Raw genomic sequence first — 23,266 nt, 5'->3', positions numbered from 1 at the left:
GGTGGGTTCCTCTATCGATGTGAATCTTGTGTGCTTGAAGGGATCAGTCGGGCCGCAGGGCAGCCAATGCAGCGTCAAAGCCCGGACTGCCGCGCGGGAATTCGGCTTCGATGCGACCGCCGCGCAACAGCACCAGGCGGTCCGCAAGCACGGCTTCGCGCCGCAGGTGCGTGGCGAGCAGCCACGCCCGCCCGGAGCCCAGCGTGTGCAGCGTCGCCAGCACGTCGGCGGCAGTGGGCGCGTCCAGTCCTTCGGTGGGCTCGTCGAGCAACCACAAGGTGTGGGGTTGAAGCAGCAGACGAGCGAGGGCAAGGCGCCGCGCCTGTCCGCCCGACAGTCCCAGCCCGCCTTCTCCGAGGCGGGTGTCCAGGCCGGCGTGCAGGGCGCGCACGTCCGACGCTAGGCCTGCCGATCCGAGCGCACGCCAGAGGGTGTCGTCGTCGGCATCGGCTTGGGCCAACCGCAGGTTGTCGCGCAGGCTGTCCTGGAAAAGATCGGTGCGTTGGCTCAGCCAGGCGTGAGGCAGTGATCGGATGGTGCCCTCGCGCGGCACCAGCTCACCTGCGGCCAAGGCCATCAGCGTCGATTTGCCCGCGCCGCTGGGGCCGATCACGGCGATACGTTCTCCGGGCGCCAGGGTCAGGGAGACGGACTGCAGGGCGTCCACGGGACTGTCCGGGTAGCGCGCGGATACCTGGCGCAGGCTGAGCGCATGCCCCGGCTCGGGTGGCTCGGGTGGCTCGGCGGGCCGGATCGTTTGTTGGGTATCGCCGCCACAATGCGGCGACAGTCGCCGCGCCGCCAGCCACGTGCGGCCAGCCTCTACGGCGCCCCGCCGCAGCGCAGCGAAGGGCTCCATGGCGCTCAACGCGATCAGCAAGGCCAGCGCTGCGCCTGCGGTTCCGATCCGCCCGTGGTCAGCCAGGATGCCCACGCCTAGCAGCACGAGCGCCAACGTAAGGCTGCCGGCCACACCATAGACCGCGCCAGCCGCCACGTCCAAGCGGTGCAGATGCCGGTCTGCACGCGCGAGACGACGGTCTGTCTGTTGCAGCGCCTCGCAGTGGCTTGCCAGACGGCCAGCCATGACCAGTTCCGTTTGGCCCGATACCAGGTCGACAGCCTGCGCGCGCAGGCGCTCGGTGATCAACGCGCGGCGCACGGCGGGCGGCCGTGCCCGAAGCGACAGTCCCGCGGTCACGGCCACGCCGACGGCCAGCAGCCAGACGCCCAGCGCGATGCCGAGCCAAGGGGCCATGACGCCGATCACCAAGGCAGCGAGAACGGCGGCGCCCAGGGCCGCGCAGGCCGGCACCAGCAGACGCAGATAAAGGGATTCCAGAGCGTCGAGGTCGCTGGTCAGGCGAAACAGCGCCCGGGCCGGGCGGCGCAACAGATCGCGGATGTCCTGAGCAGCCGCCCACCCCCGGAAGAGACGCTCGCGCAGGTGCGCCAGCGCGGCCAGCGTGGCGTCGTGCGTGATCAGCCGCTCGCCATAGCGGGCGGCGGTGCGCCCCAGCGCCAGCAGGCGAATGCCGGCCGAAGGCATGAAGACATCGAATGTCAGGGCGCTGATCACCTGCAGTCCAGCGATGGCCGTGGCGGCGATGAACCACCCCGACAGGCCGAGCAGCCCCATGCCCGCGAGGACGGTCAGCGCTGCGAGCGCAGCGCCCAGGATCATGCGACGGGAAGATGCTGCGAGCACGGCCCGCAGAGCAGGCAGCAGTATCGATGCCGGGGCGGTTCTACGCGCCATGCCATCCTCCCGGGATGGGCTGCGCGGCATCGACCGGTGCCGACAGGTGCACGATGCGGTCCATGCGCGCGGCGAGCGCCGGGTCGTGGGTGGCCACGATCAGGGTGCGCCCCTGGGCCAGGGCCACCAGGGATTCGATGACCTGCTCGGCGGTTTCGGTGTCCAAATGCGCGGTAGGCTCGTCTGCCAGTAGCAGATCGGCGCGCGGTGCGGCGGCCAGCCGAGCCAGCGCCAGACGCGCGGCTTCGCCCCCCGACAGGCCTGTCCCGCCTTCTCCGAGCGACGTCCCCGGACGGGCCTGAGCCACCTTGTCGAGCTGTGCCCACTGGATCGCGCGGTGCACTTGCTGATCTCTTACGCCCGCTCGACCGAGGGCGACGTTGTGTCGGACCGACCCAGAAAACACGTGGGGCCGCTGCCCCATCCAGGCCATGCGTCCGCGCAACGCGCGTGCGGATTCGGCGGTCAACGCAGTGCCGGCGATCTCGATACGGCCTGCCGAAGCGGGCAGCAATCCGGCCAGCAGCGACATTAGGATGGTCTTTCCCGCCCCGCTGCCACCCATCAGGGCGACGTGCTCACCGGGCTTTACGTCCAGCGCAAAGTCCCTGAAAACCGGTGTCTCGCCAGAGAACGCGAATGCCAGGTCCTGAACCTTGACGCGGGGCGGACGAACTCGCTTGCCGTCTTCATCCGAGTTCCCTGCCTGGGCTTCCTGCCTGGGCTGATCCGACGTCTCGTCGTCCGGCAATGGCAACCCGTCTGCATTGAGCCGGTCCAAGGCATCCATTGCCGCCATGCCGGAAGCGCGGTCATGCCAGACGGATGCCAATTCCCGCAAGGGCTCGAAGAAGGCGGGTGCCAGCAACAGGATGAAGAGGCCCTCGGCGAGACTGAGACGCCGACCCCAGGCGCCGAAATCCAGATGCCCCAGCAGATGGAACCCGACGTAGGCGGCGACCATGGCGACGCCCAGCGCCGCGAAAAGCTCCAGCACCGCCGAAGAAAGAAATGCGATGCGCAGTACGCGCATGGTGCGCTGGCGCAGGTCCTCGGCGCTGGCCCGCAGGCGGCGCGCCGTGACCTCGACGCTGCCGAGTGCGCGCAGCGTCGGCAAGCCGCGCAGGCGATCGAGCAGGAACGCATTCATGCTGCCCATTTGCAGCCACTGAGCCTCGCTGGCGGACTTGGCCCGCCAGCCCACGATCACCATGAACATGGGGATCAACGGCGCGGCCAGCACAAGTACGGCCGCTGCTGCCCAGGAGTACCAGGCCACGGGCAGCAGAATCAGCACGGGTATGAGGCGCACGCGCCAGACAGCGCCGCGGTAGCGCGTCTGCCAGGGCAGGATCGCCTCAGCCTGTTCCGCCAGCGCGCTGGCCGCGGCACCTGCGTGCGCGCGGGCGCGATCCAGCGGAGAACGCGCCGCAACTGCAGCGATGGCGCGGCCGCGCCAGTGGCTCAGGCTTTCGCGGGCCGTATCGAACATACGCCCGGCGCTCCAGGCGTCGAGCCAGGCGCGCAGTACGCCGGCGAGTACTATGCCCACCGCCGGACCCACGACGCCATTCAGGCCGGCGCCACTCTGCAACCGTGCCACGCCCAGCGCCAGCAATGCGGCCTGCGGCAGCCACAGCAGCGGGCTGACGGCATGGAGCAGGCAGGCTGCATCCAACCGCAAGTCCGAACTCGGTCCGGACTTGGGGGCTTGCAGTCTGTCTGGAGGGGCCATGCTTCAACGGACCGTGCGTCGCGCTGCGCCCCTCATGCGGCCATCCGGACAGGGATCTTGAGGTATTGCACGCCGTTGGACTCGGCGCGGGGCAGTTGGCCGGCGCGGATGTTGACCTGGATCGACGGCAGCAGCAGTGTGGGCGCCGCCAGTGTCGCGTCGCGCTGCTGGCGCATTGCGACGAACGCTTCCTCGTCGATCCCTTCGCGGACATGAACGTTGCGCGCGCGCTCTTCGGCCACGGTCGTTTCCCAGGCATAGCTGTCGCGTCCGGGGGCCTTGTAGTCATGGCACAGGAAAATCCTGGTCTGCGGCGGGAGCGCCAGCAGCCGCTGTATGGATCGGTACAAGGTCCGCGCACTGCCTCCAGGGAAGTCCGCGCGCGCCGTTCCATAGTCGGGCATGAACAGCGTGTCGCCCACGAAGACCGCATCCCCGATGCGATAGGAGACGCAAGCGGGGGTATGGCCGGGCGTGTGCAGGACTTCCATGGTCAGTTGCCCGATCTGGAGCGTTTCTCCGTCCTTGAGAAGACGATCGAACTCGCTGCCGTCGCCTGACACATCGTCAAGGTTGAAGACCGGCCGGAAGATCGTCTGCACATCGCGGATGTGCTCGCCAATGGCCACCCGCGCATTCGTGCGTTGTCGGATATAAGGGGCGGCGCTCAGATGATCGGCGTGGGCATGGGTTTCCAGCACCCAGGCGATGGTCAGGTCGTCGGCGCGGGCAGCGTCCAGCACGCGGTCAGCGGACGCCGTAGAGGCCTTGCCGCTGCGATGGTCATAGTCCAGAACCGGATCGATCACCGCAGCTTGCCGCGTCGCCGGGTCCCACACCAGATAGGTCACTGTGCTGGTTGGCTCGTCGAAGAATGCTTGGATGCGGGCTTGAGGCTGCATGCTTGACTCCTTACAAAGAAACACATCTGGAATTCATTATATATTAGAATCTACTAAATTAGTGAACCTAAGTCGAGGACATCCGTGGCACTGAACAAGAGAGACCAGCGATTCATCCAGGAAGGTGCAGCCAAGGCGGCGGCGATGCTGCGCGCTATCGGCAACGAGCACCGGATGTTGGTGCTGTGTCTGCTGATCCAGCACGAAGAACTGACTGTGGGCGCGATGCTGGAGCATGTGTCGCTGAGCCAGTCAGCCCTGTCGCAGCATCTGGCGAAGATGCGCGAGGAGGGGCTCGTGACGTTCCGCCGTGAATCCCAGACCTTGCACTACCGCATCGACAACCCCGATGTGGAGAAGCTGATGACGACCCTCAAGGCCATGTTTTGCCCGTGATGGCTGATCGAAGTCGCTCCGGTGTCGGGGTGGTTGGCAGGGGCGTAGCCGCTGCTGCTACCGGGCCGTGAAGCCGGTCGGAACGTTTTTTTGTTGAAGAAAGGAGCTTGCACATGAAATCCAACGTTGGTGGTATCGACAGGGGCCTGCGCATCGTCCTTGGCATCGTCTTGATCGCCTTGGCCGCCACGGGAACTGTGGGCTGGTGGGGTTGGCTGGGGGTTGTGCCCCTGCTGACCGGCTTGGTGAGCTTCTGCCCGCTGTATCCGCTCCTGGGTCTCAGCACCTGCCCTGTGAAGTCCAAGCAACCTTAAACGCATCCAGGATGCGCTGCCGGCGGAAGTGCGCCGGCATCTTTAGCTGAAGTGTGGCCCGTGGTTGGCACCAGCGCTCGCCTGCTTGGAGCCGGGGCATCCTGGCCGCACGCGGCGAGCACTTGGCTGCACCTGTCGGATGGCCGTCGAGCGTGGTGTGGCGGTAGACAGCTTGCTGACGATGCCGTCCAGAGATGGAGCGAAGCGTGCTCAAGGCCAGAGCATCGGCTGGACCCAACGCAGGTTAGCTCTGCCGACGCCTTGCGCGACCGTGTCTGAGAACTACGCGCTGTCTTACACACCCGCGACGCAGGACGGCCGCTGTGCAGCTTGGCGTGCTGTCATTGAGCAATGCTGACGGCACAACAGCCTGTCGCTTGTTCCCGGGCCTTTTACCTTCTTCGACAGGAGTATGTCGTGACCTCTGAATCAATCGCCGCCGCTGCCGCGACATGGAACGAACGATATTCCGGCGAAGACTACGTTTTTGGACGCGAACCCAACGAATACCTGCGCGCCCAGGCGGCGCTGTTCGCACCTGGCAGCCGCGCGCTATGCGTCGCCGACGGCGAAGGGCGCAACTGTGTCTGGCTTGCCCACCAGGGCCTGCACGTCGAGGCATTCGATGTGGCGCAGGCAGGCGTGGCCAAGGCCCGCAGGTTGGCTGACGAAGCAAGGGTGTCTGTGGCCTACCATGTCGCTGGCTGCGATGAGTGGCCATGGGCCGTGGATGCTTACGATCTCGTCGTCGCGGTGTTCGTCCAGTTCGCTGACCCTGAGATGCGAGAGCGGCTCTTCGCCAATATCGTGCGAGCGTTGAAACCGGGTGGCCTGCTGGTCCTTCAGGGCTATACGCCCAAGCAGTTGGAGTACAAGACAGGCGGCCCAGGGGCACTGTCGCACCTCTACACCGCAGACCTGCTCCGCCGCGCATTCGCCTCTCTGCAGATCGTCGAATTGGTCGAGTACGAAGCCGAGTTGCGCGAAGGGGCGCGCCACGCAGGGCGCTCGGCGCTTGTGGGCCTTGTGGCGCGCAGGCCGTGAATCTGAGGCATCTGGTATGTCGTACTTAGATGATCCCCGTGTGTTGTTCGCCGCCGAACGGACTTTGCTCGCCTGGCAACGCACAGCCATAGCGCTGATGGGCTTCGGCTTCGTCGTCGAGCGCTTTGGACTGTTTCTGCGCATGATCAGCAACCAGCCGCTCTCCGATGCTCAGCGCGGGTTTTCATTGTGGCTTGGGGTCGTGTTGTTGATGCTCGGCGCGGGTGTGGCGGTTGCCTCTGCGCTGCAGTTCCGCCGAGTCTTGCGTGGGTTGGGCGAGAAGGAGATACCCGCTGGTTACTGGACCACCTTGGGCATCTGGCTCAACTTCATCCTGGCGGTTGTCGCGCTCGCGCTCACGGTGTATTTCGTGATCAGCGCATGAACGGTATACGCGGTCGTGAAACCCCGGCAAGAGAAGACCGAGCTACTCTGGGGTCTCCGAAGCAGCGGCCGGCGCAGGTTGGCTGCTGACAGGCCCGCCAGAAAATTGGCGACCTCGGCCATGCCGACACCTGCATCGACACGGCCGGGGGCCGCAAGCGCCGCACTGGCCCACGTCGTCCCTGCGACTGTGAAGGACTAGCAGGGGACGTCTCAGAAAACGGAAAATAAAGCACGTTAAGCCCATTGCAGACGCTAGATATTGACGAGTACGTCGGGTTTTCTCTTGTTTGAGTTGCCTCTTGTGGTAAGATAGCAATCAATTACTATCTTACAAGGAGTGCTCGTGGACACCCATCCAAAGCATCTGCCGGCCGATGAACGTCGTGCCGTAACTGTCGAGTCCGTCGTGGCGCTTGCCGGTTCACAAAACCCAAGCGAGATAACCACTGCAGCTATCGCTAAACACATGAACTTGACCCAGGGTGCGCTGTTTCGGCACTTCCCGAACAAGGAAGCCATTTGGCAGGCGGTCATGGAGTGGGTAGCAGAGCGCCTATTAGCCAGAATCGATCGATCCGCACAAGGAATCGAGTCGCCCTTGGCAGCCATGGAGGCGATGTTCATGAGTCATATCGAATTCGTAGCTGAGCACCCAGGCGTGCCAAGAATGATGTTTGGTGAGCTTCAGCGTGCCGAATCGACACCGGCCAAGCGCATGGTGCAAACCTTGATTCAGCGCTACGGCGAACGTTTGCATCGTCTCATCGAGAAAGGCAAGGCCAGCGGCGAGTTGTCTCCCTCGCTTGACAACGAGGCGGCGGCAACGCTGTTCATTGGCACGATCCAGGGCTTGGTCATGCAATCGCTGTTGGCGGGTGATGTGGGACGTATGCACCGCGATGCGCCGCGCGTCTTTGCAATTTATCGGCGTGGCATAAGGAGTGCGCAATGAAAAAGTTACCCTTGCAAGGCCGCACCCTGGCGCTGCTTGCCGTCATCATTCCTATGCTGGTGCTTTTTATTTATGTCGGTCTGCGATCAGGGCCGCTCGCCCCGGTCGCTGTGACGGTGGCAAGCGTGGAATCACGGGCTATCTCACCGGCGCTGTTCGGCATCGGCACGGTGGAGGCGCGCTACACCTACAAGATCGGGCCGACGTTTGCCGGGCGCGTCAAACGCCTGGACGTGCATGTAGGCGACCAGGTCAAGGCCGGACAGGTGCTCGGCGAGATGGAGCCGGTCGACCTCGATGATCGGGTGCGCTCACAGGAGTCGGCATTCAAGCGTGCGGAAGCGGCTTTGCGCGAGGCAGAAGCCCGGCAAGCCTACGCGCAAACCCAGGCGCGCCGCTACGAGCAATTGTTTGCGGTGCGCTCGACCAGCGAGGAAATCGTCACCACCAAGCGGCAGGAACTGCAGATCGCCGATGCCGCCTTATCTGCCGCTCGGGAAGATATTGTCCGGGCACGCTCCGACCGCGAAGGACTCGTCGCGCAGCGGAGCAATCTGCGCCTGATCGCGCCGGTCGATGGTGTAGTCGCCGTGCGCGATGCCGATCCCGGCACGACCATCGTCGCGGGCCAGGCCGTGGTGGAAGTGATCGACCCCAAGAGTTTGTGGATCAATGCGCGCTTCGACCAGATCAGCGCATCGGGGCTGGCTGGGGGGTTGCCGACTCTTATCGTCCTGCGTTCGCGTGGTGGCCAGACCTTGAAAGGTCGCGTGCTGCGGGTGGAACCCAAGGCCGACGCGGTAACCGAGGAAACGCTTGCCAAGGTGACATTCGATAACAAACCAGAACCTTTGCCACCGGTGGGTGAACTGGCCGAAGTCACGGTTGACTTGCCGGCGCTCCCGGCCGCTCCACTGATCCCCAACGCTGCCGTCCAGCGTGAGGGCGACAAAGTTGGTGTCTGGCAAATCGTGGATGGTGATCTGCATTTCTCCCCGGTCAAGCTCGGCACTTCCGACCTCAATGGTTACGTGCAGGTGCGCGAAGGGCTCAAGAATGGGGACCAGGTTGTGACCTATAGCGAAAAGGCACTGACGGCGCGCAGCCGCATCCATGTGGTCGACCATATCCCAGGAGTGTCACGATGATCAGCCTGGCCGGCCGCGACATTCTCCATGCCTGGGGAAAATTCGTCTTCACCGGCATCGGTCTGGGTCTGCTGATCGGCGTCACCCTGGTCATGGCTGGGGTGTACCGAGGCATGGTGGACGACGGCAAGGCGTTGCTCGACAACAGTGGCGCTGACCTTTGGGTGGTGCAAAAGGATACTCTGGGTCCTTATGCGGAGTCGTCCAGCCTCAACGATGACGTGTATCGCGCCATTCTCGCCATGCCGGGAGTCTCACAGGCAGCGAACGTGACCTACCTGACCATGCAGGTACGCAAGGGCGAGAGTGATGTACGCACCATGGTGGTCGGCATCGCGCCCGGTGCGTTGGGGGCTACACCCGGATGGCCTCCTTATCTCGTCGCTGGACGCCAGATCACGCGCGGTCACTACGAGGCGGTGGCCGACATCGCCACCGGCTTCAAACTGGGAGATCGTCTTGCCATTCGCCGAAATCATTACACCGTCGTGGGGCTGACACGGCGCATGGTGTCGTCCAGCGGCGACCCGATGGTATTCATTCCGCTCAAGGATGCCCAAGAGGCTCAGTTCCTCAAGGACAACGACGCCATTTGGCAAAGCCGGCGTCGCACCGAAGCCAACCCGGCCTTCAATCGACCCGGTGTTACTGGTTTGCTGGATGCCGTGATTGCTTCACAGAGCACCAACGCGTTCGTCAATGCAGTGCTGGTCACTCTGAAACCTGGTCATGCGCCGGACGAGGTTGCCGAATCCATCCGGCGCTGGAAACGTTTGACGGTCTACACACGGGCACAGATGGAAGACATCCTCGTCGGCAAGTTGATCGCCACGTCGGCCAAGCAGATCGGCATGTTCTTGGTGATTCTGGCCATCGTTAGCGCGGCCATCGTTGCCTTCATCATCTATTCGCTGACGATGGACAAAATCCGCGAGATCGCGGTGTTGAAGCTCATCGGCACACGCAACCGAACCATCGCCGCGATGATCATGCAGCAGGCGCTCGCCCTGGGCGTGATTGGTTTCGTGGTCGGCAAGATCACAGCCACTTTCTCAGCGCCCCTGTTTCCCAAGTACGTACTGCTGATGCCGTTCGACTCCATCGCCGGTTTTTTCGCCGTGCTCGTGATCTGCGTTCTAGCCAGCATCGTCGCCATTCGCATGGCACTCAAGGTCGACCCGGCCGAAGCCATTGGAGGTTGAGATGAGTGGCAAAGGCATTCGCATCGAAGGTTTGAGAAAACGTTATGGCGAGGGCGATACCGCGGTCAATGCCTTGAAAGGCGTGGACATGCAGGTGGCACCCGGCGAGGTGGTGGGCCTGATTGGCCCTTCCGGGTCCGGCAAGAGCACGCTGCTCAAATGTCTGGGCGCGGTGATTGATCCGACCGCCGGTCGCATGACGCTGGGCGATGAAGTGATCTACGACGATGGCTGGAAAGTCCGCGACTTGCGCGCCTTGCGGCGCGACAAGATCGGTTTCGTTTTCCAGGCACCATACCTGATTCCGTTTCTCGATGTCACCGACAACGTGGCGCTACTGCCGATGCTCGCAGGCGTCGCGAATGGGGAGTCGCGCGCGAAGGCACTGGAACTGCTCACCGCGCTCGATGTGCAACACCGGGCTCGCGCCATGCCCTCGCAACTCTCCGGTGGCGAGCAGCAACGGGTCGCCATTGCGCGAGGTTTGGTCAATCGCCCTCCGGTGATCCTGGCTGATGAGCCCACAGCTCCACTAGACAGTGAGCGCGCCATGGCTGTAATCCGCATCCTCAATGACATGGCTCGGAAGTTCGAGACCGCCATCATCGTCGTCACCCATGACGAAAAGATCATCCCCACTTTCAAGCGCATCTACCACATCCGCGACGGTGTGACCCATGAGGAAGCTGGCGAAGGGCGGGAGTTCGAATGAGAGAACGATTGAATTACAGGAGAATTTCATGACCCACCGCAAACACAGCCACGCATTTGGAACTATCACCCTGACCGTTACGGCCTGCCTGCTTTTATGGGGTTTTCAGTTGCCAGCTTGGGCTGGTGACGCTACCCAGGTTGAGCCACTGGCGCTACGCAAGATCATGCAGGAACTCGGGCGCAACATGCAGGCTATTACCGGTGCGATTTCGCAGGAGGAATGGGTTCAGGTCGTTCAGCTCGCCCCAAAAGTTGCTGCACACCCCGAGCCACCGCTTACTGAAAAAATGCGCATCCTTGCTTACCTCGGCGCTGATGCGACCAAGTTCAGAAACTTTGACGCGCAGACTCACGAGGCGGCGCTGGCCATGAAGCTGGCTGCTGCGAGCAGCGACGGCAAGGCGGTGATCCAATCATTCGCCCACGTGCAGGAAAGCTGCTTGGGCTGCCACCAAGCTTTCCGTAAACCTTTCGTGGAGCATTTTTATGGAGCACGCTAAAACATGCCAGCGCCCCATCAGCCTCGAAAGACGGCTTGCGGCAACTTACCTGGTAGCTGGTCTGGTCACCGCCGGTCTGGCCGGTTGCGCCGCCGGCCCTGATTTTCAGCGTCCCACCGCACCCGATGTGGCTCGCTACACTGCAACACCGGTGGCTGATAGAACCGCGTCCGCTCCCACGCAGTTCGGCGAAACACAACGTCTAGTCGAAGGGCTTCCGATCGAAACGCAATGGTGGCAAAGCTTGGGTTCATCCACACTCGACGGACTGATCAACGAAGCTTTCCATGTCAGCCCGACGCTGGCGAGCATCAGCGCCAATTTGCGACAGGCGCAGGAGCTTCTTGCCGCACAGGCGGGCTCGACGCAATATCCACAGGTAGATGTCGCACTGGGATCTCAGCGCCAGCAAATGAGTCCCAGTAGCCAAGGGTTGAGCGGAGACGCACGTCAATTCAGCCTCTACAACGCCAGCGTTGGCGTGCATTACAACCTCGATCTGGCTGGCGGCAACCGGCGCGCACTCGAAGCCTTGGCTGCTCGCGCCGACTACCGTCGCTTCGAACTGAATGCTGCGCGCCTGGCCCTTGCCGGCAACATGGCAACCGCTGCCATTACCCGAGCACGCCTCGCCGCGCAACTAGAAGCCACTACTGCCATTTTGCGCGTGCAGGATGAGCAACTGCGCCTAGCCCATGAACGCGTGCGTATCGGTCAGGCCTCACCTGATGAAGCGTTGAGCCTACAAGCTCAGGCGGAGCAAACGCGGGCAGAACTGCCTGCGCTGCGTAAACAACTGCAACAAACCGAACATCTACTGGCGGTGCTAGCCGGTCGTGCCCCAGGCACGGGTGGCATCCCGGCCTTCACTCTGGCCGATTTCACTCTGCCCGTCGAGATGCCGCTCGTCGTGCCCTCAGAACTGGTGCGCCGCCGACCGGATATCCAGGCGTCAGAGGCGCTGTTGCATGCGGCCAATGCAGACTATGGTGTGGCTGTCGCCAAGCTCTACCCACAGATCAACCTGAGCGCCAACCTTGGCTCTCAAGCGCTGACCACCGGTACCCTGTTCGGTGGTGGCTCGGCAGTGTGGGGCCTGGTTGCGCAGCTCACCCAGCCTCTTTTTAATCCAGGGCTACCCGCTGAAAAAAGAGCGGCGCTCGCCGCTTTTGATGCCGCCGCAGCCAATTACCAGAGCGTCGTATTGGAGTCTTTGCGTAACGTCGCCGACACCCTGCGCGCGGTGGAAAGCGATGCACAAACTTTGACTGCCCTCGCTGCCGCTGATATGGCTGCACAGGCCTCCTTGCAGTCGGTCGAGCGGCAATACCGGCTGGGCGCGGCCAGCTACCTGCAACTGCTCATCGCGCAGCAACAGGCACAGTCAATCCGGATCAATATGGTTGCGGCCCAGGCACAACGCCTAGTCGATAGTGTTGCTTTATATCAGGCCCTGGGAGGTGGTGTCAGTTAAGGCTATGCCCTAACCTGATGTCGTTTTCAGAAGACGATTGCACCAATTAACTGGACGTAACGTCCGGAGTGCAGTCAGCTCCTGATAGCCAAATATCAGAAGTCATCTTCACCAATCTCGACTATGCTCAATACTCGTGTGCACCAAAGCGAGGTGTGAGCATGCCGTCAGACACATCATTGATTGCCGAGCAAGGCGTGGCCACCCTGCCCGATGCGGCATGGGCGCAGGCCCGGCAACGGGCGGAATTCATCGGGCCGCTGGCAGCCCTTGATGTGGTCGGGCATGAAGCCGCCGATGCCGCTGCTCACGCGCTTAGCCTGTCCAGGCGGCAGGTGTATGTCCTGATCCGCCGTGCCCGGCAAGGCTCGGGGCTTGTGACTGACTTGGCTCGCAGCCAATCCGGCGGCGGAAAAGGCAAGGGACGCTTGCCGGAATCGGTCGAGCGCATCATCCGCGAGTTGCTGCAAAAGCGCTTCCTGACCAAGCAGAAGCGTAGCTTGGCGGCGTTCCACCGCGAGGTCGCGCAGGCTTGTAAAGCACAAAAGCTACGGGTGCCAGCGCGCAACACTGTGGCCCTGCGGATCGCCGGCCTCGATCCGCTCAAGGCCGCTCGCCGCCGGGAAGGTCAGGATGCGTCACGCAGCCTGCAAGGTGTCGGTGGTGAGCCCCCCGCCATGACCGCGCCACTGGAACAAGTGCAGATCGATCACACAGTCATCGACCTGATCGTGGTGGACGAGCGCGACCGGCAACCGATTCGCCGGCCGTACCTCACCCTCGCCATCGACGTGTTCACCCGCTGCGTGCTCGGCATGGTGGTCACATTGGAAGCGCCGTCATCCGTTTCGGTCGGCCTGTGCCTTGTGCATGTTGCCTGCGACAAGCGTCCCTGGCTGGAGGGTCTGAATATAGAAATGGATTGGCCGATGAGCGGCAAGCCCAGGCTGCTCTACCTGGACAACGCGGCCGAGTTCAAAAGTGAGGCGCTGCGCCGTGGCTGCGAACAGCACGGCATCCGGTTGGACTATCGTCCCCCAGGGCAGCCGCACTATGGCGGCATCGTGGAACGGATCATCGGCACGGCGATGCAGATGATCCACGATGAATTGCCAGGGACGACCTTCTCCAACCCTGACCAGCGCGGGGACTACGATTCCGAAAACAAGGCCGCTCTGACATTGCATGAGCTGGAGCGCTGGCTCACGTTGGCGGTGGGCACCTATCACGGCTCTGTGCACAACGGCCTGCTTCAGCCGCCGGCGGCGCGCTGGGCCGAGGCGGTGGGGCTTGTCGGTGTACCGGCTGTCGTCACCCGCGCTACGGCTTTCCTGGTCGATTTCCTGCCCATCATTCGCCGCACCCTGACCCGCACCGGCTTCGTCCTCGACCACATCCACTATTACGCCGATGCGCTCAAACCGTGGATCGCGCGGCGCGAGCGCTGGCCGGCCTTCCTGATTCGGCGCGACCCGCGTGACATCAGCCGTATCTGGGTGCTGGAACCGGAGGGGCAGCATTATCTGGAAATCCCCTACCGTACCTTGTCGCACCCGGCAGTCACCCTCTGGGAACAACGGCAGGCGCTGGCGAAATTGCGGCAGCAAGGGCGCGAACAGGTGGATGAATCGGCGCTGTTCCGCATGATCGGGCAGATGCGCGAGATCGTGACCAGCGCACAGAAAGCCACGCGCAAGGCGCGGCGTGATGCGGATCGCCGCCAGCACCTCAAGGTGTCGGTTCCGCCGGACAAGCCGACTCCACCGGAAACGGACGTTGCCGACCCGCAGGCAGATAACCTGACACCGGCCAAACCGTTCGACCAGATCGAGGAATGGTAGCCGTGGACGAATATCCCATCATCGACCTGTCCCACCTCCTGTCGGCAGCGCAGGGGCTGGCTCGGCTGCCGGCGGACGAGCGCATCCAGCGCTTTCGCGCCGACCGCTGGATTGGCTATCCACGCGCAATCGAGGCATTGAACCGGCTGGAAACCCTGTATGCGTGGCCGAATAAGCAACGCATGCCCAACTTGCTGCTGGTCGGCCCAACCAACAACGGCAAGTCGATGATCGTCGAGAAATTCCGGCGCACACATCCGGCCAGTGCTGATGCCGACCAGGAGCACATCCCGGTGCTGGTCGTGCAGATGCCGTCCGAGCCGTCGGTGATCCGCTTCTACGTCGCACTGCTCGCCGCGATGGGCGCGCCACTGCGCCCGCGCCCACGGCTGCCGGAAATGGAGCAACTGGCGCTGGCCTTGCTGCGCAAGGTCGGCGTGCGCATGCTGGTGATCGACGAGCTGCACAACGTCCTGGCCGGCAACAGCGTCAACCGCCGGGAATTCCTCAACCTGCTGCGCTTCCTCGGCAACGAACTACGTATCCCGCTGGTCGGGGTCGGCACGCGCGACGCCTACCTCGCCATTCGCTCGGATGACCAGTTGGAAAATCGGTTCGAGCCGATGATGCTGCCGGTGTGGGAGGCCAACGACGATTGCTGCTCACTGCTCGCCAGCTTCGCCGCTTCGCTTCCACTGCGGCGCCCCTCGTCGATTGCCACGCTGGACATGGCCCGCTACCTGCTCACACGCAGCGAAGGCACCATCGGCGAACTGACGCACTTGCTGATGGCGGCAGCCCTCGCCGCCGTGGAGAGCGGCGAGGAAGCGATCAACCATCGCACGCTGAGCATGGCCGATTACACCGGCCCCAGCGAGCGGCGTCGGCAGTTCGAGCAGGAACTGATGTGAAATCGGCTCCACGCTGGCCGCTGCATCCAGCTCCCAGAGAAGGCGAAGCCCTGTCCTCATGGCTCAATCGCGTCGCCGCCTGCTATCAGATGGATATGCTCGACCTGCTGGAACACGATCTCGGGCACGGCCAGGCCGATGATCTGGACACCGCACCACCACTGGCGCTGCTGACGATGCTCTCCCAGCGAAGCGGCATCGAGCTGGACCGGCTGCGCGGCATGAGCGTCGCCGGCTGGGTGCCGTGGCTGCTGGACAGCCTCGACGACCGTGCTCCGGCCGCCCTGGAAACCTATGCGTTCCAGTTCTCGGTATTGCTGCCGAAGCGCAAGCGCAAGACGAGATCGATCACGAGCTGGCGCGCGTGGCTGCCCGGCCGGTCAATCCATCGGGCCTGCCCGCTCTGTCTGAATAACCCAACGGATCAAGCTGTGTTACTCGCCTGGAAGCTGCCCCTGATGCTGAGCTGTCCGCTGCATGGCTGCTGGCTGGAATCCTATTGGGGCGTACCGGGGCGTTTTCTCGGCTGGGAGAACGCCGACGCTTCGCCGCGCCCAGCCAACGACGCCATCGCGACGATGGACCGGCGTACCTGGCAGGCGCTGACGCTGGGGTATGTGGAATTGCCGCGTCGACGCATCCATGCCGGCCTCTGGTTTCGGTTGCTGCGCACCCTGCTTGATGAGCTGAATACCCCGCTCTCGCATTGCGGGACTTGCGCCGGCAGTATTCGCTATATCTGGGAGCGCTGCGGCCATCCGCTACGCGCCGGGCAAAGTCTTTGGCATCCCTACGAGATTCTGGACCCGACGATACAGTTGCAGATGCTGGAGGCGGCGGCCATCGCCATCGACCTGATCGAATCGAAGGTGCTGAGTCCGCGCGGGGAACAGGCTGTGCTGTTCCTGCCAGAGCCGTTGACCGGGTTCACCAATGGCCTGCCAGCGGTTGTGCAGAAAACCGAGCCGATCAATCATTGGCAGCAAGCCGTCAAAGCAATCGGCGATGCCATTGTCGAGGCGCGACACAACCCCGAAACCGCCCGCTCACTGTTCGCGCTCGCATCCTATGGACGGCATGACCCCGAGTCGCTGGAGCGCTTGCGCGTCACGTTTGTAAAGGAGGGCATCCCTCCAGAATTTCTGTCACATTATATGCCTGACGGACCCTTTGCATGCCTTAGACAGAATGACGGGTTAAGTGACAATTTTTGACGGCCATAACTTTCTGGATCACACTGTCACATAATCGAACGTATATTTGACAAGTGCGACATGCTGATTGGCTACATGCGGGTATCGAAAGCGGACGGCTCCCAGGCGACTGACTTGCAGCGCGATGCGCTGGTTGCCGCCGGAGTCGATCCGGTACATTTTTATGAAGACCAAGCATCAGGCAAGCGCGAGGACCGGCCAGGCTTGGTGAGCTGCCTGAAGGCGCTCCGACCAGGCGACACGCTGGTGGTGTGGAAACTGGACCGGCTCGGGCGTGACTTGCGCCACCTCATCAACACAGTGCACGACCTTACCGCACGCGGCATTGGCCTCAAGGTATTGACCGGCCACGGCGCGGCCATCGACACCACGACGGCCGCCGGCAAGCTGGTTTTCGGCATCTTTGCGGCGTTGGCAGAGTTCGAGCGCGAGTTGATCGCCGAGCGCACCATTGCAGGCTTGGCGTCGGCACGGGCGCGCGGTCGAAAAGGCGGCCGGCCGTTCAAAATGACCGCCGCCAAACTGCGTCTGGCGATGGCTGCGATGGGGCAGCCGGAAACCAAGGTCGGCGATCTATGTCGGGAACTCGGCATCACCCGGCAGACTCTGTACCGGCATATTTCACCCAAGGGGGACTTGCGCCCCGATGGAGCGAAGTTGCTGTCGCGAACCTAGCCATCATCATCCACAAGAAATCATAAGGCCGACCAGCTATGGAACTCATAGCGAGAGATGGTGGTTCAAGGCGGCACAAGCTTTGCGGACGGTGTCTGCGAGAACGCCCTGCAGGGGGTGCGGAGCTGCGATGTCCGGAAGAAGCATATTCACCTGGTAACCGATGGCAACGCTAAGCGGCCGCACTACTAGGTCCGGTCCGCTGAGTTCCAGTGCGGTGAACGGGTTTACGATGGCAACACCCAGGCCCTGACGCACCATGGCGCAGACAGCCACTGCGCTCGTGGTTTCAAACAGGGTTGCGCGATGTACTTTAGCGTCCTCGAACATCGCATCAATGGCGGTTCGATACGGGTCGCCAACCGCGAGACTGATGAAGCGCTCGCCTGTAAATTCGAGTGGTTGCAGTCGCGCCTTGCGGCACAGGCTGTGATCACGTGGCAAAACAGCCACTTCATTGACTTTCAGTAAGGGCTGCAAGGCAACTCCCGCAGGTGCCTCTTGGGTCTCACTCAGTCCCAGGTCAAAACGCTGTTCACTCATGGCTTGCTCCAGCCAGGGCGACTCTAAGGGATGCACGCTGACCCCTAGTTCAGGATGTGCCTGTGAGAGATATACCAGTGCGCGGGGTACCAAGGCATGGGCCAATGCCGGCAAACACGCAATGCGCAAGCGACCTGTCGATTGCGTGCGCAATTCGCTGGCGCGCGCTGCGATCTGTTCCAAGCCTATAAACGAGCGTTCTACTTCCTGCATCAGCGCAAGTGCCCGCACGGTAGGTCGTAATCGGCCCCGCACCCGGTCAAAAAGGTTAAACCCCAGTAACTGCTCCAGACGACCCAGCTCGCGACTCAAAGTGGGCTGGCTTGACGCGCACGCGTCAGCCGCACGCCCCAGGTTGCCGTGCAGCATGATGGCGCGAAACATTGTCAGCTGGCGATGAGTTAAATTCATATCAATATTGGATAGATGCCAGACAAGAATAGCATTGATTGAATTGACCATGAAGGGGATCATCCATCCATGAACCCTTTTACTCCCGCTACCATCGCTCCTTTGGCCCAGCAGTTCGGTACCCCGCTGTGGATCTATGATGCCGACACCATTACGCGCCAGATTGCCGCTCTGCGGTTGTTTGACGTAGTGCGTTTCGCTCAGAAAGCCAACTCCAATACACACATCCTTCGCCTCATGAAACGACAGGGCGCAGTAGTGGACTCGGTGTCTTTGGGTGAAATCGAACGCGCGTTGGCTGGTGGTTTTACGCCGGGCTTGCACAACGGGCACGCAGACATCGTGTTCACGGCCGATCTGCTGGACCGCGCTACGCTTGCGCGCGTGGTGGAACTCAATATTCCCGTGAACTGTGGCTCCATGGACATGCTGGACCAATTGGGTGCGGTCAACCCAGGGCACCCGGTGTGGCTACGCATCAACCCAGGTTTCGGGCATGGCCATTCCAAGAAAACAAATACCGGTGGCGAGCATAGCAAGCATGGCATCTGGCATGGCGACCTGGTACGCGCCTGCGAAAAGATCAAGTCCAACGGCCTGGCCTTGCAGGGCCTGCACATGCACATCGGCTCAGGCGTGGACTACGCGCACTTGCAGGAAGTGTGCGGTGCCATGCTGAAGCTGGTAGAGGTAGTGAATACGCAGGGTTTGGACCTGCACGCCATCTCCGCGGGCGGCGGTCTGTCCGTTCCCTACCAGGCCGGTGAACCCACGATTGATACGGCGCACTACTTTTCATTATGGGATGCAGCGCGCCATGCCGTGGAACGGCTGCTGGAGCACCCAGTGAAACTGGAAATAGAACCGGGCCGTTATTTAATGGCGGAGTCCGGCGTGCTGGTCACCGAGGTACGCGCCACGAAGCAACAGGGCGCCAACCATTTTGTGATGGTGGACGCCGGCTTCAGTGATCTGGCTCGCCCGGCCCTATACGGCGCCTACCACGGCATGGAGTTGATCCACTCTGATGGCACAGCGGTTAATGGCCTGCAGTTTGACACGGTGGTTGCCGGACCTCTGTGCGAGTCGGGAGATGTGTTTACGCAGGGAGAAGGTGGCGTGGTGTTGCACCGGTCCTTGCCGCAGGCGCAGGTGGGAGATCTTCTGGTGTTGCACGACACCGGTGCGTATGGCGCCTCCATGTCATCGAACTACAACGCGCGCCCGCTGATTGCCGAAGTGCTGATGGAAAATGGTGAGCCCCGGCTTATTCGACGAAGGCAGACGGTGGCTGAGCTGCTCGTGCTGGAGGCGGTGTAAGGCAGCACACAATGGCCTTGGCAACGTAACCTGAGGCGGCGGTAGAACGTTTTGACTGATTGCGACATGGTTCTTGGCGCCATCTTCACATGCGGCATTGTTAGTGCAGCCCACTTCTAAACTTACGTGCAGTCGTCTTCTGAAAACGACACCTGATGTCAGATGTTGAGCACAAACAACGTCAGAGTAGAGTGTGAATTTATATTTATTGACACATTCAGCCAAGGGTAATAGATTTCATCCTGACATTTTTACCTTTGGAGGCATCTTGCAAGGTCAACGTATCGGCTACGTCCGCGTCAGCAGCTTCGACCAGAATCCTGATCGACAACTGGAACAAATAGAAGTCGGCAAGGTATTCACCGATAAGGCTTCAGGCAAGGACACACAACGTCCCGAACTTGAAAGGCTGCTGGCCTTCGTCCGCGAGGGCGACACCGTGGTGGTGCATAGCATGGACAGGTTGGCACGCAACCTTGATGACCTGCGCCGCATCGTCCAAGGGCTGACACAACGGGGCGTGCGCATGGAGTTCGTCAAAGAAGGGCTGACGTTCACCGGCGAGGACTCACCGATGGCCAATCTGATGCTGTCGGTCATGGGAGCCTTTGCTGAGTTCGAGCGCGCCCTGATCCGCGAACGTCAGCGCGAGGGAATCGTGCTGGCCAAGCAGCGCGGTGCCTACCGGGGACGAAAGAAATCGCTGAACAGCGAACAAATTGCCGAGTTGAAACGGCGAGTTGCGGCAGGCGACCAAAAAACCTTGGTGGCCCGTGACTTCGGCATCAGCCGCGAAACCTTGTATCAGTACCTGCGGGAAGACTGACCATGCCACGCCGCTCAATCCTGTCCGCCACCGAGCGCGAAAGTCTGCTGGCACTGCCAGATGCCAAAGACGAACTGATACGGCACTACACGTTCAACGAAACCGACCTGTCGGTGATCCGTCAGCGTCGCGGCGCCGCGAATCGATTGGGCTTCGCCGTGCAGCTTTGCTACTTGCGATTCCCTGGCATCTTCTTGGGCGTCGATGAACCTCCATTTCCGCCCCTGCTGCGCATGGTGGCCGCACAACTCAAGGTGCCGGTGGAAAGCTGGAACGATTACGGCCAGCGCGAGCAGACACGGCGGGAGCACTTGGTCGAGCTGCAAACGGTGTTTGGATTCAAGCCCTTCACCATGAGTCACTACCGGCAAGCAGTGCATACATTGACCGAACTGGCCTTGTAAACAGACAAAGGCATTGTGCTGGCCAGCACCCTTGTTGAAAACCTGCGGCGGCAGAGCATCATCCTACCCGCCATGAATGCCATCGAGCGCGCAAGCGCCGAGGCCATTACCCGTGCCAACCGGAGCATCCATGCGGCATTGGCCGATTCCTTGATACCTGTCCATCGCCAGCGCCTGGACGAACTGCTCAAGCGCAAGGATGGTAGCAAAATGACGTGGCTAGCGTGGCTGCGCCAATCGCCCGCCAAGCCGAACTCGCGCCACATGCTTGAACACATCGAACGCCTCAAAGCCTGGCAGGCGCTTGACTTACCTGCTGGCATCGAACGGCAGGTACACCAAAACCGCTTGCTCAAGATCGCCCGCGAGGGCGGCCAGATGACGCCCGCCGACCTGGCCAAGTTCGAGTCGCAGCGGCGTTACGCCACCTTGGTAGCACTGGCCATCGAGGGCATGGCCACCGTCACTGATGAAATCATCGACCTTCACGACCGCATCATCGGCAAGCTGTTCAATGCGGCCAAGAACAAGCATCAACAGCAGTTCCAGGCTTCCGGCAAGGCGATCAACGACAAGGTGCGGATGTATGGGCGCATCGGTCAGGCGCTGATTGAAGCCAAACAAAGCGGCGGCGATCCGTTCGCCGCCATCGAAGCGGTCATGCCGTGGGACACCTTCGCCGCCAGCGTCACCGAGGCGCAAACGCTGGCGCGGCCTGCCGATTTTGATTTCCTGCACCATATCGGCGAGAGTTACGCCACGCTGCGCCGCTATGCGCCGCAGTTCCTGGACGTGCTCAAACTGCGCGCCGCGCCCACCGCCAAGGGTGTGCTCGATGCCATCGACGTGCTGCGCGGCATGAACAGCGACAGCGCGCGCAAGGTGCCCGCCGATGCGCCAACCGCATTCATCAAGCCGCGCTGGGCAAAGCTGGTTCTGACCGACGAGGGTATTGACCGGCGTTACTACGAGTTATGCGCCCTGTCGGAGCTGAAGAACGCACTGCGCTCTGGTGATGTTTGGGTGCAGGGTTCGCGCCAGTTCAAGGACTTCGACGAATACCTGGTGCCGATCGAGAAGTTCGCCACCCTGAAGCTGGCCAGCGAATTGCCACTGGCCGTGGCCACCGACTGCGACCAATATCTGCATGACCGACTGGAATTATTGGAGGCGCAACTCGCCACAGTCAACCGCATGGCGGCGACCAACGACTTACCGGATGCCATCATCACCACTGCATCGGGCCTGAAGATCACGCCGCTGGACGCAGCGGTGCCAGACGCCGCGCAAGCCTTGATTGACCAGTCGGCGATGTTGCTGCCGCACCTCAAGATCACCGAGTTGCTGATGGAGGTCGATGAATGGACGGGCTTCACGCGCCACTTCACACACCTGAAGACCGGCGACACGGCCAAGGACAAAACCTTGCTGATGACGACGATTCTGGCTGATGGTATCAATCTTGGGCTCACCAAGATGGCCGAGTCCTGCCCTGGCACCACCTACGCCAAGCTGTCTTGGCTGCAAGCCTGGCACGTTCGCGACGAAACCTATTCGACGGCGCTGGCCGAGCTGGTGAACGCACAGTTTCGACAACCCTTCGCCGGAAACTGGGGCGACGGCACCACGTCATCGTCGGACGGCCAGAACTTCCGAACCGGCAGCAAGGCAGAGAGCACCGGGCATATCAATCCGAAGTATGGAAGTAGCCCTGGGCTGACGTTCTATACCCATATCTCCGACCAATACGCGCCCTTCAGCGCTAAGGTGGTCAACGTCGGCTTGCGCGACTCGACCTATGTGCTCGATGGCCTGCTGTACCACGAGTCTGACTTGCGTATCGAGGAACACTACACCGACACGGCGGGCTTCACCGATCATGTGTTCGGCCTGATGCACTTTCTGGGATTCCGGTTCGCGCCGCGCATCCGCGACCTGGGCGACACCAAGCTGTTCATTCCCAAGGGCGATACTGCCTACGATGCACTCAAGCCGATGATTAGCAGCGACAGGCTGAACATCAAGGCTATTCGCGCTCATTGGGATGAAATCCTACGGCTGGCCACTTCGATCAAGCAGGGCACGGTGACGTGCCTCGCTGATGCTGCGCAAGCTCGGCAGCTATCCGCGCCAAAACGGCTTGGCCGTCGCCCTGCGCGAGCTGGGGCGCATCGAGCGCACGCTGTTCATTCTGGATTGGCTGCAAAGCGTGGAGCTGCGCCGCCGCGTCCATGCGGGGCTGAATAAGGGCGAGGCGCGCAACGCGCTGGCCAGGGCGGTCTTCTTCTACCGATTGGGTGAAATCCGCGACCGCAGTTTTGAGCAGCAGCGCTACCGGGCCAGCGGCCTCAATCTGGTGACGGCGGCCATCGTGTTGTGGAACACGGTCTATCTGGAGCGTGCCACCAGTGCTTTGCGTGCCCACGGCAAGGCGCTGGACGACACGTTGCTGCAATATCTGTCACCGCTGGGGTGGGAGCATATCAACCTGACCGGCGATTACCTATGGCGCAGCAGTGCCAAGGTCGGTGCGGGGAAGTTCAGGCCATTGCGACCGCTGCCACCGGCTTAGCGTGCTTTATTTTCCGTTTTCT

20 protein-coding genes and 1 pseudogene are annotated in these 23,266 nt (G+C 62.0%); 17 read left to right on the top strand and 4 right to left on the bottom strand.

From position 1 onward, the window contains the following. Positions 1-43: 43 nt before the first annotated feature. From cydC to L0977_RS00440, 3 genes are read right to left on the bottom strand one after another with little or no spacing between them, the layout of a single operon-like run. On the bottom strand, positions 44-1,759 hold the full coding sequence (gene cydC, locus L0977_RS00450; protein ID WP_034689643.1) for a thiol reductant ABC exporter subunit CydC: 1,716 nt from the start codon (positions 1,757-1,759) through the stop codon (positions 44-46). Then, positions 1,749-3,494 carry a thiol reductant ABC exporter subunit CydD gene (gene cydD / locus L0977_RS00445; protein WP_020226638.1) on the bottom strand — a complete coding sequence of 582 codons (1,746 nt, stop codon included), beginning with the start codon at positions 3,492-3,494 and terminating at the stop codon, positions 1,749-1,751. The genes cydC and cydD overlap by 11 nt, the downstream gene beginning before the upstream one ends. Before the next feature lie 32 nt (positions 3,495-3,526). Further along, positions 3,527-4,396, bottom strand: a complete 870-nt coding sequence (locus L0977_RS00440; protein WP_020226639.1) for an MBL fold metallo-hydrolase — start codon at positions 4,394-4,396, stop codon at positions 3,527-3,529. 144 nt (positions 4,397-4,540) lie between these two features. Here L0977_RS00440 and L0977_RS00435 point away from each other — a divergent pair, with 144 nt between their 5' ends. The 14 genes from L0977_RS00435 (at position 4,541) to L0977_RS00370 (ending at position 17,168) form a co-directional block, all read left to right on the top strand. Next, positions 4,541-4,792, top strand: coding sequence for an ArsR/SmtB family transcription factor (locus tag L0977_RS00435; RefSeq protein WP_020226640.1), 252 nt, complete (start codon positions 4,541-4,543; stop codon positions 4,790-4,792). A 113-nt stretch (positions 4,793-4,905) separates the two neighbouring features. Beyond that, entirely contained in the window at positions 4,906-5,106 is a 201-nt protein-coding gene (locus tag L0977_RS00430; protein ID WP_020226641.1) for a YgaP family membrane protein, read from the top strand. A 351-nt stretch (positions 5,107-5,457) separates the two neighbouring features. Then, entirely contained in the window at positions 5,458-6,150 is a 693-nt protein-coding gene (locus tag L0977_RS00425; RefSeq protein ID WP_198363184.1) for a class I SAM-dependent methyltransferase, read from the top strand. A 40-nt stretch (positions 6,151-6,190) separates the two neighbouring features. Further along, a complete protein-coding gene (locus tag L0977_RS00420; protein WP_232516686.1) occupies positions 6,191-6,535 on the top strand; it encodes a YidH family protein in 345 nt (114 codons plus the stop codon). A gap of 345 nt (positions 6,536-6,880) precedes the next feature. Continuing rightward, positions 6,881-7,489 (top strand): TetR/AcrR family transcriptional regulator, encoded by a 609-nt coding sequence (locus tag L0977_RS00415; RefSeq protein WP_004393990.1) that lies wholly within the window; start codon positions 6,881-6,883, stop codon positions 7,487-7,489. Next, positions 7,486-8,637 carry an efflux RND transporter periplasmic adaptor subunit gene (locus L0977_RS00410; protein ID WP_234262729.1) on the top strand — a complete coding sequence of 384 codons (1,152 nt, stop codon included), beginning with the start codon at positions 7,486-7,488 and terminating at the stop codon, positions 8,635-8,637. The genes L0977_RS00415 and L0977_RS00410 overlap by 4 nt, the downstream gene beginning before the upstream one ends. Next, on the top strand, positions 8,634-9,839 hold the full coding sequence (locus L0977_RS00405) for an ABC transporter permease (RefSeq protein WP_003056108.1): 1,206 nt from the start codon (positions 8,634-8,636) through the stop codon (positions 9,837-9,839). Before L0977_RS00410 ends, L0977_RS00405 begins: the two co-directional genes overlap by 4 nt. Before the next feature lies 1 nt (position 9,840). Continuing rightward, entirely contained in the window at positions 9,841-10,551 is a 711-nt protein-coding gene (locus tag L0977_RS00400; RefSeq protein ID WP_003056107.1) for an ABC transporter ATP-binding protein, read from the top strand. 28 nt (positions 10,552-10,579) lie between these two features. Next, positions 10,580-11,053: a cytochrome c gene (locus tag L0977_RS00395; protein ID WP_003056106.1), complete on the top strand. Its 474-nt coding sequence runs from the start codon at positions 10,580-10,582 to the stop codon at positions 11,051-11,053. Next, positions 11,040-12,527, top strand: coding sequence for an efflux transporter outer membrane subunit (locus L0977_RS00390; RefSeq protein ID WP_003056103.1), 1,488 nt, complete (start codon positions 11,040-11,042; stop codon positions 12,525-12,527). The genes L0977_RS00395 and L0977_RS00390 overlap by 14 nt, the downstream gene beginning before the upstream one ends. A 161-nt stretch (positions 12,528-12,688) precedes the next feature. Further along, entirely contained in the window at positions 12,689-14,368 is a 1,680-nt protein-coding gene (locus L0977_RS00385; RefSeq protein ID WP_141351555.1) for a Mu transposase C-terminal domain-containing protein, read from the top strand. 2 nt (positions 14,369-14,370) lie between these two features. Then, positions 14,371-15,279, top strand: coding sequence for a TniB family NTP-binding protein (locus L0977_RS00380; RefSeq protein WP_234262728.1), 909 nt, complete (start codon positions 14,371-14,373; stop codon positions 15,277-15,279). Next, positions 15,276-16,493: a TniQ family protein gene (locus L0977_RS00375; protein ID WP_054485448.1), complete on the top strand. Its 1,218-nt coding sequence runs from the start codon at positions 15,276-15,278 to the stop codon at positions 16,491-16,493. The genes L0977_RS00380 and L0977_RS00375 overlap by 4 nt, the downstream gene beginning before the upstream one ends. Positions 16,494-16,553: 60 nt before the next feature. Beyond that, positions 16,554-17,168 carry a recombinase family protein gene (locus L0977_RS00370; RefSeq protein ID WP_094865111.1) on the top strand — a complete coding sequence of 205 codons (615 nt, stop codon included), beginning with the start codon at positions 16,554-16,556 and terminating at the stop codon, positions 17,166-17,168. Positions 17,169-17,213: 45 nt separating this feature from the next. On the opposite strand, the gene L0977_RS00365 is transcribed toward L0977_RS00370, so the two are convergent. Next, positions 17,214-18,173: a LysR family transcriptional regulator gene (locus tag L0977_RS00365; RefSeq protein WP_222116174.1), complete on the bottom strand. Its 960-nt coding sequence runs from the start codon at positions 18,171-18,173 to the stop codon at positions 17,214-17,216. An 18-nt stretch (positions 18,174-18,191) separates the two neighbouring features. Between L0977_RS00365 and lysA the strand changes: the two genes are divergently transcribed. The 3 genes and pseudogenes from lysA (at position 18,192) to L0977_RS00350 (ending at position 23,244) form a co-directional block, all read left to right on the top strand. Further along, on the top strand, positions 18,192-19,442 hold the full coding sequence (gene lysA, locus L0977_RS00360; RefSeq protein WP_094865109.1) for a diaminopimelate decarboxylase: 1,251 nt from the start codon (positions 18,192-18,194) through the stop codon (positions 19,440-19,442). A gap of 268 nt (positions 19,443-19,710) precedes the next feature. Beyond that, positions 19,711-20,268 carry a recombinase family protein gene (locus tag L0977_RS00355; protein ID WP_001162010.1) on the top strand — a complete coding sequence of 186 codons (558 nt, stop codon included), beginning with the start codon at positions 19,711-19,713 and terminating at the stop codon, positions 20,266-20,268. A gap of 2 nt (positions 20,269-20,270) precedes the next feature. Further along, positions 20,271-23,244 (top strand): annotated as a pseudogene (locus L0977_RS00350) (Tn3 family transposase). Positions 23,245-23,266: the final 22 nt, after the last annotated feature.

The organism is Hydrogenophaga sp. NFH-34, from assembly GCF_021401345.1.
GTDB lineage: Bacteria > Pseudomonadota > Gammaproteobacteria > Burkholderiales > Burkholderiaceae_C > Hydrogenophaga > Hydrogenophaga electricum.
Note: the sequence above shows the minus strand (reverse complement) of the source record. Positions and strands in the feature narration are given on the sequence as shown.

Coding starts and splice junctions, on each gene's coding strand:
- L0977_RS00410 (WP_234262729.1), top strand. CDS start 7,486: ATGAAAAAGTTACCCTTGCAAGGCCGCACCCTGGCGCTGCTTGCCGTC.
- L0977_RS00370 (WP_094865111.1), top strand. CDS start 16,554: ATGCTGATTGGCTACATGCGGGTATCGAAAGCGGACGGCTCCCAGGCG.
- L0977_RS00405 (WP_003056108.1), top strand. CDS start 8,634: ATGATCAGCCTGGCCGGCCGCGACATTCTCCATGCCTGGGGAAAATTC.
- cydC (WP_034689643.1), bottom strand. CDS start 1,759: ATGGCGCGTAGAACCGCCCCGGCATCGATACTGCTGCCTGCTCTGCGG.
- lysA (WP_094865109.1), top strand. CDS start 18,192: ATGAACCCTTTTACTCCCGCTACCATCGCTCCTTTGGCCCAGCAGTTC.
- L0977_RS00385 (WP_141351555.1), top strand. CDS start 12,689: ATGCCGTCAGACACATCATTGATTGCCGAGCAAGGCGTGGCCACCCTG.
- L0977_RS00395 (WP_003056106.1), top strand. CDS start 10,580: ATGACCCACCGCAAACACAGCCACGCATTTGGAACTATCACCCTGACC.
- L0977_RS00425 (WP_198363184.1), top strand. CDS start 5,458: ATGCTGACGGCACAACAGCCTGTCGCTTGTTCCCGGGCCTTTTACCTT.
- cydD (WP_020226638.1), bottom strand. CDS start 3,494: ATGGCCCCTCCAGACAGACTGCAAGCCCCCAAGTCCGGACCGAGTTCG.
- L0977_RS00430 (WP_020226641.1), top strand. CDS start 4,906: ATGAAATCCAACGTTGGTGGTATCGACAGGGGCCTGCGCATCGTCCTT.
- L0977_RS00365 (WP_222116174.1), bottom strand. CDS start 18,173: ATGGTCAATTCAATCAATGCTATTCTTGTCTGGCATCTATCCAATATT.
- L0977_RS00435 (WP_020226640.1), top strand. CDS start 4,541: ATGCTGCGCGCTATCGGCAACGAGCACCGGATGTTGGTGCTGTGTCTG.
- L0977_RS00400 (WP_003056107.1), top strand. CDS start 9,841: ATGAGTGGCAAAGGCATTCGCATCGAAGGTTTGAGAAAACGTTATGGC.
- L0977_RS00440 (WP_020226639.1), bottom strand. CDS start 4,396: ATGCAGCCTCAAGCCCGCATCCAAGCATTCTTCGACGAGCCAACCAGC.
- L0977_RS00390 (WP_003056103.1), top strand. CDS start 11,040: ATGGAGCACGCTAAAACATGCCAGCGCCCCATCAGCCTCGAAAGACGG.